Origin of the sequence: Nocardia spongicola (assembly GCF_047200775.1) — a bacterium.
GTDB lineage: Bacteria > Actinomycetota > Actinomycetes > Mycobacteriales > Mycobacteriaceae > Nocardia.
The window spans coordinates 427,037-440,227 of record NZ_JBJZOO010000003.1; the positions used below are offsets into that span (position 1 = coordinate 427,037).

The window sequence follows — 13,191 nt, forward strand, 5'->3', positions numbered from 1 at the left end:
TGGGTCCAGGCAGTGTGCTGACCGGATACTTCCCCCGGCATCGCGCTACTCGGCCTCGCGCTCGGGTGCACCGAGGGAAAGGTAATGCGTTTGCGTTCCTGCCACCTGAGGGCGGACGATTTACCAGCTCGTATCCGAACGGCAGGCCGACCGCCATCACGACGGAAGATCCCTCCTCGTCTCGTTGTCGTTCGGTGCCGAGGTCGATCCTGAGCGCATCCGTAAGCTGGTTGGGCACTCCAGCACGGCGGTGGCGCTGACCATCGGTACCCACACCTGTGGCCGTCCGGTGCGGAAGACTCTTACGGCATTGATACGACGGGTCGGGCCTGCTGAAACGGACCAACGCGGGACCGAGGTGCGGATGTCGGTGAAGAAAGAACTGCCCAGCTGGGCATACGGGACGATAGAGGAGACATGAAAGAGAAGGGCCGCAAGGTCATCGCGACCAACCGCCGGGCGCGGCACAACTACACGATCCTGGACACCTACGAGGCCGGGATCGCGCTGGTCGGCACCGAGGTGAAGAGCCTGCGGGAAGGTAAGGCCTCGCTCGTTGACGCGTTCGCGACGGTCGACAACGGCGAGGTGTGGCTACGCGGGCTGCACATCCCCGAGTTCAGTCACGGCACCTGGACCAACCACTCGCCGCGCCGGGTGCGCAAGCTGCTATTGCATAAGCGCGAGATCGAGCGGCTGGTCGGAAAGTCCCGCGAGGGCAATCAGACGCTTGTACCGCTGTCGATGTACTTCTCCGACGGCAAAGTGAAGGTCGAGCTGGCTCTCGCCAAGGGCAAGCAGGACTACGACAAGCGTCAGGACCTGGCCCGGCGCACTGCCGAGCGCGAGGTCACCAGGGAGCTGGGACGGCGGGTCAAAGGCATGCGGTGATCGCCGCCCGAAATAACGGGATGATCCGTGTGCTGGACGGTGTTAACATGAACAGCCCGGCAAAGCGCCGGGACGCACGGGGCTGAACGGTTTCGACTGCGTACGTAGATTCAGGGGAAGCGTGTCGGTGCAGGCAAGAGACCACCGTAAGCGTCGTTGCAACCAATTAAGCGCCGATTCTCATCAGCGCGAGTACGCTCTCGCTGCCTGATCAGCAGAGCGACTCTGTCGGCCCGGAGCATGCCCTCGGCTCCGGTGCCGGCATCAGCTAGAGGGCTCACCGTCCTACTCGGTCGCGGAGTAGGACGGAACATCGAACAGCGACTGGGATCGTCATCCGGGCTTGTTCGCGGGACCCGGAGATCCGAGTAGAGACACAGCGGACTGCACACGGAGAAGCCCTGGAAACACGGCGGAGGACCCGGGTTCGATTCCCGGCAGCTCCACCGAGGCGGTCTTATTCGAACCGAGGTCCGAAAGGACCTCGGGGACGGGTAGGACCGCCTTTCTCGTTCTTGTGGCGCCCTTATCCGAATTGCTTTGCCGGAGGTCGAGATATGTGGGAGAGGGCCAGGTTCAGGCGGCGTCGGTGTGGTGGTCGGTGAAGGTGACTCGGGTGTCCTCGGCGTCGATGGCGATGTTGAGGGTGGCGTCCAAGGCATCGGCGAGTTTGGTGAGCAAGGGGAGGGTTGGCACGGTGTCGGCGCCTTCGATGCGCGAGATTTTGGCTTGGGTCAGGCCGGCGCGTGCGGCGAGGTCGGCCTGAGTGAGTCCGAGTTCAGTTCGGCGGTCGTAGACGGCTTTGGCCAGTGCCATGGAGAGCCGGATTTCGCGTCGGGCCTCGGTGACGTCGTCGGGTTCGGTGTAGCCCTCGGCGAGCTTGCGTTCCCGGAGGGTCTTCCAGCGTGTGTGGTTCATCGGTCCAGTTCTCCCTTCTCGATTGTGCGGATGAATTCTTGATGAGCGGGCTCGTGTTGGGTCCGGCAGGTCTGTTGGGCGAGTTTTGCACGCTTGACCTCGACATCTTCCCTCATGCGGGTCTTGCGGAATACCGTAAGCAGGATCACTCGCCGTTCAGGTGCAATCCAGTAAGTAATGCGGATGGCGGCACCGTCCAGCGTCGGGCGTAGCTCGCGGACCCCGTCGCCGAGATATCGGGCGTATGGTTCGCCCAGCGACTCTGCTTGTTCGGCGAGCAGGCCGACATATTCGTCGATTTTGAGGAAGTGCTTGGCTGGTAGCGCCTCCAGCCAGTCCCGCACTTCGGGCTCGATTTCGATGGTGAACAGTTCACCCACGGTATCAAGAATATATGTCGTCAACGACATATAGCAAGAAGTCTGCTGAGTTGGCGCTCGGTGTTAGTGATCAACGCCTGATCATAGTTGCGGGAATTCCTGACTCAGCGGTATTGCCTACCCCGTTTCCACAGTTCGGTGAAGTTTCCTAACAGATCGGTCCGAGTGGGTTGCGTCCAAGGCGGCGGCGAGTTTGGTGAGCAGGGGAGGGCTGGCGCGGTGTCGGAGCCGTCGATGCACGAGATTTCGGCTCGGGTGCGGCCGGTGCGTTCGGCGAGATCGGCTTGGGTGAGTCCGGGATCGGTTCGGCGGTCGAAGGCAGCTCGGGTCAGTGCCATGGAGGGCCGGATTTCATCGGGGCCTCATCGAAAGGTATGTGACACAGCTGGATCGATAGATTTTCGGGGGTGAGCCAGTGCTGCAAGGCATCTCATGAGTGCGCGGTGTGGGGAAGTTCGGGGTCGGGCCCCTGATCGCCTATGCCCAGGCGTGACCGGAGGGAGGGCGGGTGGTCGGATATACCGCTGAGTCCGGGATCTGCTCGGTGATCACGCTGTCCGGTTACGGCAGTGTTCTCGATCGGTGGGCCGATCGCTCGGCGGCTGGGTAGCCGGGGACTCATGCCGGTGCTGTAGTGACAGTCGAATATTTTGCCACGCAACAGTTCCTGGGCGCTGAAGGGTGATCGCACCAGATGCACGCACTGCTGCGCGGGTGCTTCTCGCTGTTGCTGGAGTTGTCTCGATGTTCCGCCATGTCATACGACCGAGCTATCGGCAATTCGGACAATTCAGTCAAATCGGTAGGATTCTGATCGATTGCTAATCGTGGGTAGCATGGGGTGGTAACGTCTGTTGAGCAGGGAAAACGGGTGTTAGCCCCCTAATATCTGGATGGCTGTTATGACGTTCGAAGCCGAGATGCAGTACTACTGCTCCCAGATAGGGAGCAGCGGTCGGTGGGGACGCCGGGGGTCGACATGACGTCGGGCGTCGCGGAAAACGGCATGCGGTCGATTCTGTGGGCCGCCTGCGTACGCGTCGGGATCGATGCCGAGGGTGCCGAGGTCGTAGGACCGCAGACGGCGTACAAGCTGCCCGATGGGGTGGTCGTACGGATCGGTGGCCGAGGGAAGAAGCTGGTGGCCAGTAGAGAGGTGGCCATGGCTCGATGGCTGGACGCATGTGGGGTATCCACGGTACGTCTGGTCCCGGATATTCCGCAGCCGGTGCTGGTCGACGGTCGTGCGGTGACCTTTTGGCAGAATCTGCCCCCGCATCACCCCGGGACACTCACACAGGTTGCCGGGGCGTTGGGGCGGTTACATCGGTTGCCGTTGCCGGAGTTCGAGCTGCGCAGGCTGGCCCCGCTGGCGCGGATGGCGGAGGACATCACCGCCGCGCGGACGATGTCCGAGGACGACCGGCATTGGATGCGTGCGCATTTGGAAGAACTGCGCGGTCGATGGAAGGCCTTGCCGCCGGGCAGGTCATGGTCGGTGATCCATGCCGATGATTGGGATGACGATGTGGTGGTCACCGATGACGATGAGGTGATTCTGACCGGGTTGGGGCGGATGGTGATCGGCCCGCCGGAATGGGATCTGGTGCACGCGGCGATCGAATGTTGGACGATGGCATCGATCAACGCGGCGCAATACGCCGACTTCTGCACTGGGTACGGCTGCGATGTGACGCGCTGGGATGGTTTCTACCTGTTACGTGACATCCAAGAATTTCGTATGGCCCTGCACACGATGCGAGCCGCGGCGGATCATCCCGTCTATCAGCGCCAAGCGGTTCGTCGCCTGGCATATCTACGGGGCGACGGGGGCATGCGGCCATGGCCGGGGTGGGGTGACCTCGATTAACCGGGTCGGTCAGTGCCCGAGTGCTTTTGCCACGATGCCGCCGGTGGTGGCCTTTGTCAGATAGTTGGTCGAGTCATGTGGTGATGAACCGTTGTCGAGGTACTGCTCGGTGATCGGGACGACCGTGGAACCGGGGCAGGGCGAAAAGAGCTCGGCGAGCTCGAGATGAGCCGCCACGATATCGTCCTCGTCTACCAGATTGCGCCAATCCGTCACCGATTTCGGCACAATGGTCGGCTGCGGGCGCAGCCTGTCGTAGATCACCGTGCGCAGCCCCAGCGGCGAGCCCATGGTCAGCAGGGTGACCGGGTGGTCGGTGTGGTGCAGCGCCTCATAGGCGACCACGCTGCCGAGCGAGTGTGCGATGACGAGCCGGGTATCCGGACCGATCTGTTCGAGTACTCGCTGTTGGGCGTACTCCCGGATCTTCTCGTCGGTCAAGTAGCCGACTACCTGAGACAGGGCGCTTACCACGAACTTCTGTGCCAGCCCGAAGCCGAATGGCGCGAACCAGCGTAGTCGCATCAGTGCGTTGATAGCGGGCCGCAGTGTCGCCGTTACGCCTTGCGCGACCGCATCCGGTGGCGGGGGAGTGCCGAGGCGGAAAGCGGTCGCGCGGTCGCGCTTGTCACTCGCGTGTGTCGCGGCCGTCGTCAGCCATTCCGCGGCGAGCTGCTCCATGAGATCGAGTTGTGTATCGTCGAGTTCGGTTCCCGCGCCTTGGGCACCCTCGGCCAGGAATTGATTGCCGTAGAACGCCATACGCGTCGACAGGCTGCCAGGGGCGCCGTCGCGCCACAGTCGATCGGCGAGTTCCTCAGCGCCGTGGTTGCGTACACCGCCGGCGAGAGCGGGCAGCCAGCGGGCCTCCAAAGTATCGGCCGAGCCCTGTTGCTGTGCAATACCGTGGACAAGGACGATCGTTGCCAATCTTCCCACCCCTTTCGAATCTTCGGTCAGCTTAGCTGGATTCAGGGTTCGGCAGGTCGGTGGGGTCGGTCCGTGCTCGCAGTGTGCAGGGTGTGTCACGGCTGATGAACGCGTGGTGCCAACGGATTTCCCACGGTGCTCCCGGCTGTACTCCGGATGCTGCTTGCTCGGTGTTGGTCAGGGTGCGATCCGTACTGCGCGCTGAGCGGCCGCACGTATCAGGCATGGCCTGCTTGTCTGCCGGTTTCCGCTCCGGTGTCTGCGCCGGGCCCGCTGATGCGGCGAGCGCGTTTGCCGCGGGCGATCTCGGTGGTGAGGGCATCCAGTGGCTGAGTGAACGGCGCAAGTGGGTCGGCTATCCGCGACAGCCAGGTCAGGGCTGTGTGCAGACCATCGGTTTCGATGCGGTAGAGCCGTCGCGTGCCATCCGCGCGGACGCGCACCAGCCCGGCGTCTCGCAGTACTTTGAGGTGTTGCGAGACACCGGGCTGGGAGATCGGTGAGCGTTGTCGCACCGCGGAGGTTATCGCGCTGACGGACTGCTCGCCGGTCGCCACCAGTTCGAGGATGTAGCGGCGCACCGGGTCGCCGAGGGCTTCGAAGATCTTCGCTGGGGAGTGCTCCATCAGGACTGTGGATCGTCCTCCGGTGCGATGGTGTAGAAGCCGATGGTCTGTGTCGCGGCCATGTGAGCGGCAGCTGGGTCGTCACCGGCGCCAATGGCTGCCTCGGCCCAGGCGAGGGCGGTTGCCTGGATAAAGGCTCTTCCTTCTGCGGTGGCTGGAAATGTCAGTGTTTCGGCTGGGTCCACTTGGGTTCCGCTCGACAGGTGCAGAGCCAAGCCGAGTAGAGCGAGATCCCATCCCACGCCTACCGCACCAGGTCCGTATTGCGACCACAGCTCGGGATCGACCGGTGCTTCGTGTCTCAGCTCCAGTAGGGTGCCTTCGTCGGTGGCGGTCAACTCGATCGTCAGCCACGACATCTGCGCCCCCCTCTCCCAGGTCATGGCCAGGCGTTGCGGGGCGTCACACTGTTCGATGACTCCGCCGGCGTTGCCCTCGAACTGATAGCGCCCGCCGACCTGTAGCTCACCACTGATCGGCAGGAACCAGCGCGGAATTCGTTCGATATCGGTCAGTGCCTCCCAGAGGTCGGCTCGGTCGGTCGGGTAGTCGCGCTGGGCAATGGCGATCTTGGTCGGGACACCGTTACGGGCCCCGGTGCGGACTTCGCGGATCACCAGTCCAGCGCTGGTGGTGGGGTCGGTCGATAACACATACCCTCCTTTTATAAGTTATAACTTATATTATATTCCGCGTGATCCTGGTGCAAGATCCGACGGAGCCGGGTTGGCGAAGGAGTTCTGGCGCTGAGTGCGAACCGGTTGGCCGGCGGATGTGCCCGCGGATATCGCGGGTGGCCGGAAGCAGCGCATCGCATTCGGTCCCTGATGCTGCGGTATCCAGCGGGTGTGGAGCTATCCGGCGCGCACCGGCGTCATGCGGTCGGTGACCGTGCAGAAGGCTCGACCGGGAAATCGGGAGGCGATGGTCGACGGCGCGGCCGAATCGGCTCGTCCCGGTTCATCGTGTATGTGTCAGGAAGGGGTTAGCCGTCCCGCCATTTGATCGAGCAGCCCATGCTCGGCTGGTGCGGTTCTGGGACGGGTCTGCCTGCCAGTACGGCCTCGATGGCGGCGCGTAAGCTGTTTCCGGTCAACGGTTTCCCATTTCCCGGCGTCGATTCGTCGAACGCGCCGCGGTAGGCGAGTTCGAGATTCGCGTCATAGAGGAAGAAATCCGGGGTGCACGCGGCATGGAACGCTCGCCCTGTGCTCTGGGTCTCGTCGATGAGATAAGGGAATGTCCAGCCCGCCCGGATCGCCTGGTCACGTAACCGCAGTGGCGCATCTTCCGGATAGGCGGTCGCGTCGTTGGCGCAGATCGCCACGGTGGCCGGCCCCAGCGAGTCGACCAGTTCGCCGAGAGCCGCCTCGATGTGCTTGACGTAAGGACAGTGATTGCAGGCGAAGACGACAAGCAGCGGGGCGCCTTCGAAGTCGGCGCGGGTGTAGACGCGCTGGTCGAGATCGGGAAGAGCGAAGTCGGGTAGTGCGGTGCCCAGTGGAACCATGAGGGAGGTCTGCGCCATGGTGTGCCTTCCGTCGGGATCGAAGACGACAGCGCGAGCGTACCCCGAATCGTCCGATTCGTCGGAAATCCACCGATAAATCGTCGCTCGGCGTGGCGCCGATTCTACCTGGTCAGATCCGATGGGTCGGTGTTCGCCCCGCATAGCACCACGCATACCCGAGCGCCGGATGCGGGCCGGAATGCTGGTGCGTCCGGCGAGACGGCGGCCAGCGCGGTCGCCGCACCGTACTCGACGGCGATCCGGTGTTCCCGCCACAGTGCGTCGCGGGCTGCGATGATCGCCGCGTCATCGACCAGTACCGAGTCCACGTCGTAGTGCTGCGCGGCGGCCAGCGCCATTGCCGAGGCCCGCCTGGCGCCGAGCGAGTCGGCGGCGATCGAGTCGATATCCACATCGACCACCTGCCCGGCCTCGAGCGCGGCGTGCAACGCGCGGCAACGGGCGGGTTCTACGGCGATGACCCGGATGCCGTAGTGATCGGCGGCGGTAGCGATTCCGGAGAACAACCCACCTCCGCCTACGGCGACCACGACGGCGTCGAGATCGGGGATGCGTTCATGGATCTCGAGCATGAGTGTGCCCGCGCCCGCCGCGATGAGCGGATTGTCGTAGGCATGAGAGAGCAGGGCGCCGGTCGTATCGGCGTATGTACGGCTGGCGGCGAGCGCATCGGCGTACTGCGTACCCACCAGCCGGACATCGGCACCATAAGAAGCCAACTTGTCCACTTTCACCCGCGGTGCGGTGGTCGGCAGGAACACCGTCGCCGCGATCCCCTGGCTGCGGGCCGCCCAGGCACAGGCCAGCCCGGCATTTCCGCCGGAGGCGATCGTCACACCAGCCTGCGGTAGTGTGCCGTTCTCTCGATGAGCGAGCAGGAAGTTCAGCGCCCCACGGGCTTTGAAGCTACCGGTGTGCTGCATGAATTCCAGTGCGAACCACAGCGTGCCCGTGTTATCGGCCGGTGCGACGGTAATCGGCCTTGTCCGGCCGGCTATGCGCTCGGCCGCGGCTTTCACTTCGCTGTGCGTCAGTTCCACAATGCTCCTCCGGACAACGGCTGGCTATGTCAGTATCTACGATCTCCGATAGCCTCGGCGAGGTGGATGTCGTGGCCGCGGGTGGTTACCGTGAGCGAGCGTCGCGGTACCAGGGTGCTGTGTTGTGGACGAAAACCGTCTGTGGCCGCAGTTCAGCGCTACCTGTGCTTCCTGACGGTTGTATGGATCTGATCTGGGCGCCAGGTCGGCTGATCGTCGCAGGACCGGATACGCGGGCGCATTACCCCGTCGTATCGGAAGGCGAGCAGTACACCGGTATCCGTTTCTTTCCAGGGACGGCGCCCGCACTGCTCGGAGTCCCGGCGCACCAGGTGCGGAATCTACGCCTCGATCTCGCCGAGCTGTGGCCCGCAGCGGTGGTCAGGGCGCTGATCGGCCGGCTGGAGGTCGCTGCGGATCGGGCTATGGCCTTGGAAGACATCGTGCTGTGTCGGGCGGCCGATGCCGAACCGGCCGATCCGCTCATGCGGCAGGTGGTTGCCGGATTGGGGGCGGGTCTATCGGTGCCCGCGGTCGCCGCAGCGGCCGGATTGGGTGAGCGAACGCTGCGCAGGCGCTCCATGGCCGCTTTCGGCTACGGTCCCAAGACACTGGCCAGGGTGTTGCGCCTACAGCGTGCTCTGACGGTGGCACGCGGCGGTATGCCGCTCGCCGATACCGCGATCATGGCGGGTTTCGCCGATCAGGCGCACCTGTCCAGGGAGATACGCGCACTGACCGGGATTCCGTTAGGACAGTTGCTCGCCAGGCCCTGATCCCGGTCCGGCTCCGACCCGCATGGTCTCCCTGCGTCCGGAGCCCGAATGACGTTCTCGGGTATGTACATTCGGGCGCAGACGGCCGACGCCCGGACAGGGAGCGCGCTGCGCACCTGTCATGACCGTCGACCGTTGCTCGGGTCACGGTGACACCCGTCTCGACTACGGGGTGGCGGTCGGGAGGGCGGCGTACAGGTCGACGCTATTGCCGTCCGGGTCGTGCACTATTGCGTATCGCTGCCCCCAGAAGGCATCCCATGGCTTTTTCTCGCCGTGGTACCCGGCGGCTACGAGCTCGTCGTATATCGTGTCCACTTCTGTTGGGTCGGCACAACTGAAGGCGATTCCGAGACGCCCTCGACTGGTCGGTGGTGTCCACTCGGAGTGGAAGGACTTGACAAGGGCTTCGGTGTCGAGCGCGAGTCGTAGCCCGTTGGGCAGGGCGGCCTCGACATGTTCCTGCTGATCGGAATCGGCGGGGAAGTCGAGTCCCAGACGCCGGTAGAAGGCCACCGAGGCGGCCATGTCGGTGACGATCATGCCGATGAAGTCGAGTTGTGGGGTCATATCGACAGCGTAGGCAGTGGGTCGGACATGGTCTTGAACAATTCGGACAGGCAGGCAACCGGATCCGGCAGGAGCTCAGCGGGTCGGCGTCGGGACCAGTTCGGCGATCAGGTTCTCCACCAGGATGCGGATGTGGTCCCGGAGGGCGCGCACCACATCGATGGGTTGACCGGTGGGATCGGGCAGCATCCAATCTCGGTAGCTGATACCGGGAAAGAACGGGCAGACATCAGCGCATCCCATGGTGACCACGACATCGGAGATGCCGACCGCGTCCATAGTGAGTGGTTTGGGGCGCAGGCCGGAGAGAGCGATACCGATCTCGGCCATCACCTCGAGTGCCGTCGGGTCGAGTGTCTCCGCGGGTGCGCTGCCCGCGGATCGCACATCGAATCGGTCCCCCGCGAGTGCGGTGAGCAGCCCGGCGGCCATCTGCGAACGGCCTGTGTTGCGCACGCCGACGAATAGCACACTGGGTTTGTGTGGCATGGGAACCCTTTCGCGGAGCGGTGGAGCGTGTGTGCCTGCTGCCGGATCCATCGGCCGGCATATCTCTGTTGTTCGACATAGTGCGGAGACGAAACGCATTCGTAGCGTACGAGATACGTATACCAGTGCGCAGTCGATCATTGTGGTGCAGCCGGGATATGGCAGGTGCCGGCCGTGGCAGGCGGGCTCGGCCCCGCCTTACCGGACTCGTGCGGATCGCGGCACGCTTTCGTCCGGGGACAGTCGTGGTCGCCGTGGCCTCTAGGCTTGATAGTTGTGACCACTCAGTGGCGTAGTCGTACCGGTCGGATCGGGGTCCTCACGGGTGCCGGTATCTCGACCGATTCGGGCATCCCGGATTTTCGTGGCCCGCGTGGGGTATGGACGAAGGACCCGATCGCCGAACTGCTTTCGACCTATCAGAGCTATATGGCCGACGCGGCACTACGGAAGCGGGCCTGGCTGGCTCGGCGGGACAATCCGGCCTGGCAGGCCGCGCCCAATGCCGCGCATATCGCACTCGCGGATCTGGCGCGGGCGGGCCGGGAGGTCACCATCATTACGCAGAACATCGACCGTCTGCATCAACGGGCCGGGTTCGCACCGGAGCGAGTGATCGAGATCCACGGAAATATGTTCGATGTGGTGTGCGTCGGATGCCAGTACCGGGGCACCATGGCCGCTACCTTGGCACGTGTGGCAGCCGGTGAATCCGATCCGCCGTGCCCGGACTGCGGCGGGATCCTCAAGGCCGACACCATCATGTTCGGTCAGCAACTGGACAGCCGGACCGTTTCCGAGGCGACGATCATCGCGGGGACCAGCGATATCTTCCTGGCCATCGGAACCTCGCTGCAGGTCGAGCCTGCCGCGTCGATGTGTTCGATCGCTGTACGCAACGGCGCCGACTTGGTCATCGTCAACGCCGAAGCAACACCCTATGACGCCATGGCTACCGAGATCATCCGTGACCCCATCGGAACCGCCGTGCCCCGTTTGGTCGCGGAGATTCTCGCCGACCGCGGCTGAGCAGGGTTCTGTCGACCGCGGTCGAACTACTCAGGTGGCCCCGGTTCAGCCGATAGGACCGAGCACCCGATCGAGATAGGTGTTGGTGAAGCGACCTTTCGGATCGAAGCGACGGCGCACCTCGGCGAACCGGTCCCATTCGGGATAGCGCTCGCGCAGGGTCGCAGCGGTTTGGAAATGGCGTTTACCCCAGTGCGGGCGTCCCTGATATCGGTCGAAGACCGCTTCGCAGGCACGAAAGTACGGTTCGAAATCCATACCGCGGTATTGGTGCACCGCGATATAGCAGGTGTCGCGGCCGCCCGCCGGGGAGAGGAACGCGTCGTCGGGTGCGACCCACCGGACCTCGATGGGCATCGGCGTATCGAATTTCTTGGTCACCTCTTTGATCTCGCGGATCGCCTCGACGGAGTGCGCACGGGGGATGGCGTACTCCATCTCGGTGAAGCGGATCAACCGTGGTGAGGCGAACACCCGGTAGGACCGATCCACTTGGCGGCGATAGCTACCCGCATGGGATGCGCCGCGTTGGATCGCCGGGATCAGGCGTGGTTGCCGTCGGCCCAGCCTGCACAACGCGTCGAAGGCGTAGTTGGACAGCAGGATATCGGCGAACCAGTCCACTGCTTTACCGCGTGGTTGCTCGAGCAGCGCCACACGGTTGTTGCGTTTGGTCATGGCCAGCGGGCTGTGCGCGAACATATAGAACTCGAAATGCTCGTTGCCGTCGACGAAAGAATCCAGATCGGCGAGTATGTCGTCCACCGGAATCGGACGCTCGATGCCCTCCAGTACGAAGGAGGGCACCATCCGCAGGGTTACGGCAGTGACCACGCCGAGGGCGCCCACGCTGACCCTGGCCGCGCGCCAGCCATCGGGGTCGCTCTGTTCGTTCAGCTCGACCCGGCTGCCATCGGCGAGCATCAGTTCTACCGAATGCATTGCGGCGGAGAGGTTTTGCAGAGTCGAGCCGGTGCCGTGGGTGCCGGTGGCGGTGGCCCCGGCCACGGTCTGCACGTCGATATCACCGAGGTTGGGGAAGGCGAGGCCGTGTTCGTGCATGGAATTGCTCACGGCGTTCAGCGTGATGCCGGCCTCGACCCGGACCGAGCCGGTCTCCCGGTCGATGTCGAGAACGCGGTTCAGCTTCTCCATGTTCAGCAGGGTGCCGTTGGTGAGGACGGTGTCGGTGAACGAATGGCCTGCGCCGGCTACTCGCACGGGGTGCCCGTCGGCCTCGGCGGCGGCGAGTAGATCGGCCACCTCGTCGACGGAATGCGGTGTGGCGAGGGTCGAGGGGGTACAGCGTTGATCGCCCGCCCAGTTCACCCACGAGTTGGTCATGTGACCAACTTTACGGAGTGAGTATGGCCCGCGCTACCTCTAGCGTGGTTCTGCTATTTTTCTGCGGCCAGAGCAGCTGAGGTGTTGTTTGGCTTGTTCGAATTCCTCGTCGCTCAGCGGTGGGACGGCGAGATCCCGGCGGGGTGTGCCGTCCGCGCGTACGCCGTTGAGTGCGATAGCCATGTACCGCTGCCATACCTCGGGATTGACCGGCCTGGCGAATTCGGCGACGCCATCGACCATATGGACGAGTGCGAAGAAATCCGGTGGCTCGATGCCCTCTGCGAGGACGCCCGCGTCGCGTGCCCGCGCGCAGAGGGAGGTCACGGCGGGTTTGATTCGGTCGCGCACGATGGCGAAACGGTCGGTCTCGTCGTCTTCCAGTTCGAGGACTATCTCGCTGAATCCGCGGTTGGTGGCTATATGCCTGCAGGCGTACTCGAACAATTCGACGAGTCCGAACCAGGGGTCGGGGTTGCGGCAGGCGGTATCGGCCGCGTCGGCGAAATCGCTCAGGCTCTGGTCGAAGACCTTGCCGATCAGTTCCTTCTTGTTGGCGAAGCGGCGGTAGACCGTGCCGACGCCGACGCCTGCTCGTTCGGCTACGTCGTCGAGGGTGATCTCGAGTCCGTGGTCGGCGAACAGTTCGCGCGCCGCGGCGATGATCCGCTGCTGATTGCGTGCGGCATCGGCTCGCAGGCGCCGGGGTGGAGAGGCGAGCGTGGCGTGATTCACACCCCCATTCTATCAACCTTCCGGATTAAGTGGAGGAGTGATCTCCGTTATTGTGATAGCTT

At 63.8% G+C, this 13,191-nt stretch carries 16 protein-coding genes and 1 other RNA gene; 6 read left to right on the forward strand and 11 right to left on the reverse strand.

Annotated elements, in window-relative coordinates; translation table 11 throughout:
- The first annotated feature begins 184 nt into the window (after positions 1–184).
- The 3 genes from ACL02S_RS09815 to ssrA all read left to right on the forward strand — a co-directional run bounded on the left by ACL02S_RS09815 (position 185) and on the right by ssrA (position 1,340).
- Positions 185–421 carry a hypothetical protein gene (locus ACL02S_RS09815; protein WP_412802004.1) on the forward strand — a complete coding sequence of 79 codons (237 nt, stop codon included), beginning with the start codon at positions 185–187 and terminating at the stop codon, positions 419–421.
- Positions 418–891 carry an SsrA-binding protein SmpB gene (gene smpB / locus ACL02S_RS09820; RefSeq protein WP_040781289.1) on the forward strand — a complete coding sequence of 158 codons (474 nt, stop codon included), beginning with the start codon at positions 418–420 and terminating at the stop codon, positions 889–891. The genes ACL02S_RS09815 and smpB overlap by 4 nt, the downstream gene beginning before the upstream one ends.
- Before the next feature lie 78 nt (positions 892–969).
- Positions 970–1,340: a transfer-messenger RNA gene (ssrA, locus tag ACL02S_RS09825) on the forward strand.
- Between the two features lie 127 nt (positions 1,341–1,467).
- On the opposite strand, the gene ACL02S_RS09830 is transcribed toward ssrA, so the two are convergent.
- Together ACL02S_RS09830 and ACL02S_RS09835 are read right to left on the reverse strand one after the other, a co-directional pair.
- Entirely contained in the window at positions 1,468–1,809 is a 342-nt protein-coding gene (locus tag ACL02S_RS09830; RefSeq protein ID WP_412802005.1) for a helix-turn-helix domain-containing protein, read from the reverse strand.
- Positions 1,806–2,189, reverse strand: a complete 384-nt coding sequence (locus ACL02S_RS09835) for a type II toxin-antitoxin system RelE/ParE family toxin (protein ID WP_412802006.1) — start codon at positions 2,187–2,189, stop codon at positions 1,806–1,808. Before ACL02S_RS09835 ends, ACL02S_RS09830 begins: the two co-directional genes overlap by 4 nt.
- A 1,006-nt stretch (positions 2,190–3,195) precedes the next feature.
- Between ACL02S_RS09835 and ACL02S_RS09840 the strand changes: the two genes are divergently transcribed.
- Entirely contained in the window at positions 3,196–4,059 is an 864-nt protein-coding gene (locus ACL02S_RS09840; RefSeq protein ID WP_412802007.1) for a phosphotransferase, read from the forward strand.
- Between the two features lie 9 nt (positions 4,060–4,068).
- Here ACL02S_RS09840 and ACL02S_RS09845 read toward each other — a convergent pair whose 3' ends face one another.
- The 5 genes from ACL02S_RS09845 to ACL02S_RS09865 all read right to left on the reverse strand — a co-directional run bounded on the left by ACL02S_RS09845 (position 4,069) and on the right by ACL02S_RS09865 (position 8,186).
- Positions 4,069–4,998, reverse strand: a complete 930-nt coding sequence (locus ACL02S_RS09845) for a hypothetical protein (protein WP_412802008.1) — start codon at positions 4,996–4,998, stop codon at positions 4,069–4,071.
- A gap of 209 nt (positions 4,999–5,207) precedes the next feature.
- A complete protein-coding gene (locus tag ACL02S_RS09850) occupies positions 5,208–5,615 on the reverse strand; it encodes an ArsR/SmtB family transcription factor (protein ID WP_412802009.1) in 408 nt (135 codons plus the stop codon).
- Positions 5,615–6,268: an SRPBCC family protein gene (locus ACL02S_RS09855; protein ID WP_412802010.1), complete on the reverse strand. Its 654-nt coding sequence runs from the start codon at positions 6,266–6,268 to the stop codon at positions 5,615–5,617. The genes ACL02S_RS09850 and ACL02S_RS09855 overlap by 1 nt, the downstream gene beginning before the upstream one ends.
- A gap of 332 nt (positions 6,269–6,600) precedes the next feature.
- Complete coding sequence (locus tag ACL02S_RS09860) at positions 6,601–7,143, reverse strand: thioredoxin family protein (protein ID WP_412802011.1); 543 nt, start codon at positions 7,141–7,143, stop codon at positions 6,601–6,603.
- A 104-nt stretch (positions 7,144–7,247) separates the two neighbouring features.
- Positions 7,248–8,186 carry a serine/threonine dehydratase gene (locus tag ACL02S_RS09865; RefSeq protein WP_412802012.1) on the reverse strand — a complete coding sequence of 313 codons (939 nt, stop codon included), beginning with the start codon at positions 8,184–8,186 and terminating at the stop codon, positions 7,248–7,250.
- A 26-nt stretch (positions 8,187–8,212) separates the two neighbouring features.
- Between ACL02S_RS09865 and ACL02S_RS09870 the strand changes: the two genes are divergently transcribed.
- Complete coding sequence (locus ACL02S_RS09870) at positions 8,213–8,962, forward strand: helix-turn-helix domain-containing protein (RefSeq protein WP_412802013.1); 750 nt, start codon at positions 8,213–8,215, stop codon at positions 8,960–8,962.
- 165 nt (positions 8,963–9,127) lie between these two features.
- Here ACL02S_RS09870 and ACL02S_RS09875 read toward each other — a convergent pair whose 3' ends face one another.
- Both ACL02S_RS09875 and ACL02S_RS09880 read right to left on the reverse strand, forming a co-directional pair.
- On the reverse strand, positions 9,128–9,532 hold the full coding sequence (locus ACL02S_RS09875; protein ID WP_412802014.1) for a VOC family protein: 405 nt from the start codon (positions 9,530–9,532) through the stop codon (positions 9,128–9,130).
- A gap of 75 nt (positions 9,533–9,607) precedes the next feature.
- Positions 9,608–10,021 (reverse strand): arsenate reductase ArsC, encoded by a 414-nt coding sequence (locus tag ACL02S_RS09880; protein ID WP_412802015.1) that lies wholly within the window; start codon positions 10,019–10,021, stop codon positions 9,608–9,610.
- 276 nt (positions 10,022–10,297) lie between these two features.
- Between ACL02S_RS09880 and ACL02S_RS09885 the strand changes: the two genes are divergently transcribed.
- Positions 10,298–11,050, forward strand: coding sequence for an SIR2 family NAD-dependent protein deacylase (locus ACL02S_RS09885; RefSeq protein ID WP_412802016.1), 753 nt, complete (start codon positions 10,298–10,300; stop codon positions 11,048–11,050).
- Between the two features lie 45 nt (positions 11,051–11,095).
- On the opposite strand, the gene ACL02S_RS09890 is transcribed toward ACL02S_RS09885, so the two are convergent.
- On the reverse strand, positions 11,096–12,394 hold the full coding sequence (locus ACL02S_RS09890; RefSeq protein WP_412802017.1) for a D-arabinono-1,4-lactone oxidase: 1,299 nt from the start codon (positions 12,392–12,394) through the stop codon (positions 11,096–11,098).
- A gap of 39 nt (positions 12,395–12,433) precedes the next feature.
- Complete coding sequence (locus tag ACL02S_RS09895) at positions 12,434–13,129, reverse strand: TetR/AcrR family transcriptional regulator (protein ID WP_412802018.1); 696 nt, start codon at positions 13,127–13,129, stop codon at positions 12,434–12,436.
- Between the last annotated feature and the right edge of the window lie 62 nt (positions 13,130–13,191).

Bases quoted from the DNA above. Each gene is read 5' to 3' on its own strand.
- ACL02S_RS09830 (WP_412802005.1), bottom strand. From the start codon at position 1,809: ATGAACCACACACGCTGGAAGACCCTCCGGGAACGCAAGCTCGCCGAG.
- ACL02S_RS09860 (WP_412802011.1), bottom strand. From the start codon at position 7,143: ATGGCGCAGACCTCCCTCATGGTTCCACTGGGCACCGCACTACCCGAC.
- ACL02S_RS09850 (WP_412802009.1), bottom strand. From the start codon at position 5,615: ATGGAGCACTCCCCAGCGAAGATCTTCGAAGCCCTCGGCGACCCGGTG.
- ACL02S_RS09840 (WP_412802007.1), top strand. From the start codon at position 3,196: ATGCGGTCGATTCTGTGGGCCGCCTGCGTACGCGTCGGGATCGATGCC.
- ACL02S_RS09890 (WP_412802017.1), bottom strand. From the start codon at position 12,394: ATGACCAACTCGTGGGTGAACTGGGCGGGCGATCAACGCTGTACCCCC.
- smpB (WP_040781289.1), top strand. From the start codon at position 418: ATGAAAGAGAAGGGCCGCAAGGTCATCGCGACCAACCGCCGGGCGCGG.
- ACL02S_RS09875 (WP_412802014.1), bottom strand. From the start codon at position 9,532: ATGACCCCACAACTCGACTTCATCGGCATGATCGTCACCGACATGGCC.
- ACL02S_RS09870 (WP_412802013.1), top strand. From the start codon at position 8,213: ATGTCAGTATCTACGATCTCCGATAGCCTCGGCGAGGTGGATGTCGTG.
- ACL02S_RS09880 (WP_412802015.1), bottom strand. From the start codon at position 10,021: ATGCCACACAAACCCAGTGTGCTATTCGTCGGCGTGCGCAACACAGGC.